The sequence below is a fragment of the Streptomyces sp. DSM 15324 genome (assembly GCF_001514285.1).
Taxonomy (GTDB): domain Bacteria; phylum Actinomycetota; class Actinomycetes; order Streptomycetales; family Streptomycetaceae; genus Streptomyces.
In genome coordinates this window covers 1-1,140 of sequence record NZ_KQ949068.1, presented here as the reverse complement: position 1 = coordinate 1,140, position 1,140 = coordinate 1, and the positions used below count along the sequence as shown (strand labels likewise).

Annotated in this window: 1 protein-coding gene; it reads left to right on the top strand. The window is 67.8% G+C overall.

What is annotated here, in order from left to right; all coding sequences use genetic code 11:
- The coding region (locus AQJ58_RS40210; protein WP_159056437.1) for an acyltransferase domain-containing protein at positions 1-1,140 on the top strand (1,140 nt) is incomplete at both ends.

The window sequence follows — 1,140 nt, the reverse complement described above, 5'->3', positions numbered from 1 at the left end:
TGTGGGTGTGGGTGTTTCGCCGGTGGATGTGGGTTGGTCGCTGGCGGGGCGGGCGGTTTTGGAGGACCGGGCTGTGGTGGTGGGGTCTTCGGGTGAGGAGCTGGTGGCGGGGCTTGAGGCGTTGGTGCGGGGTGAGTCGGCTCCGGGGTTGATTGCTGGTGGTGTGGCTGGTGGTGTGGGTGGTGGGCGGTTGGCGGTGTTGTTCTCGGGTCAGGGGTCGCAGCGGCTGGGTATGGGCCGGGAGCTGTATGGGCGGTTCCCGGTGTTTGCCGAGGCTTTTGACGTGGTGTGTGCGGCGCTGGATGCGGTGCTGGGTGCTGAGTGTGGTGTGCGGGATGTGGTGTTCGGTTCTGAGGCCGCTTTGCTGGATCGGACGGTGTTCACTCAGGCCGGGTTGTTCGCGGTTGAGGTGGCGTTGTTCCGGCTGGTGTCGTCTTTGGGTGTGTGTCCGGACTTCGTGGGCGGGCATTCGGTGGGGGAGTTGGTGGCTGCGTATGTGGCTGGGGTGTGGTCGCTTGAGGATGCGGTTCGGCTGGTGGCGGCGCGTGGTCGGTTGATGGATGGTTTGCCGGCTGGTGGGGCGATGGTGGCGGTGGAGGCCACCGAGGAAGAGGTCCTGGCTCTCGTTGCGGGTTGTGCGGGTGGGGTGGGTGTCGCGGCGGTCAACGGGCCGAGGTCGGTGGTGGTTTCCGGTGATGAGGACGTGGTCGTGGCGTTGGCGGCGGAGTTGTCGGGGCGGGGGCGTCGGACCAGGCGTCTTGCGGTCTCGCATGCTTTCCATTCGCCGCGTGTGGAGCCGGTGCTGGCGGAGTTCCGGGCGGTCGCCGAAGGCCTCACCTACACCGCTCCGCAGATTCCTCTGGTGTCGAATGTGACCGGTCGGCTTGCCGTGTCGGGTGAGGTCTGCGGGCCGGAGTACTGGGTGCGTCATGTGCGGGAGGCGGTTCGTTTCGCGGACGGGGTGGCGGAGTTGGCCGGCCGGGGTGTGTCGGTGTTCCTGGAGCTGGGTCCGGATGGTGTGTTGAGCGGGCCGGGTTCGCAGGTGGCTGCGGATGCGGTGTTCGTTCCGGCGTTGCGTGGTGGCCGGCCGGAGGAGAGGGCGTTGCTCTCGGCCCTGGCCCGTGTGTGGGCGCATGGTGT